At 65.7% G+C, this 373-nt stretch carries 1 pseudogene; it reads right to left on the reverse strand.

Annotation, left to right across the window (positions count from 1 at the left end):
• Nucleotides 1–183: pseudogene (locus ACLZOT_RS50465) on the reverse strand (carboxylate--amine ligase); the annotation flags it as partial.
• Nucleotides 184–373 lie beyond the last annotated feature (190 nt).

Consider the following 373-nt stretch of genomic DNA (forward strand, 5'->3'; position numbering starts at 1 on the left):
GTCGGCGGTGATCACAGTGCGCGCGCCGAGCAGCGGATGCGCCACCCCCTCGGGCGCCGAACGCAAGTAGTGATGCAGGTCACGGGTGAGGAAGGTGAACTCGTGCCCGCCCTCCAGGATCGCGCGTGGCAGCAGCCTGCTCATCGATCCGACCCAGCTCTCGACCACCAGCAGATGAGCCACAACTCCCCTTTTCATGCAGCGAGTTCCTACGTCAGGGCAGCCCGGGTCACCCCTCGGCCGGAGGGGTGTCGGACTTGACGCGCACACGTTATCGATAATCATTTTCATTTGCTAGCCCGTTCTTACCCAGCCGACCCTGGAGAGACCTTGACCCCGGCCCTGTCCCCCCGTACCGCCGCGGCCGCCGTGC

The sequence above is a fragment of the Streptomyces sp. 4F14 genome (assembly GCF_048159485.1).
In the GTDB taxonomy this organism is placed as follows: domain Bacteria; phylum Actinomycetota; class Actinomycetes; order Streptomycetales; family Streptomycetaceae; genus Streptomyces.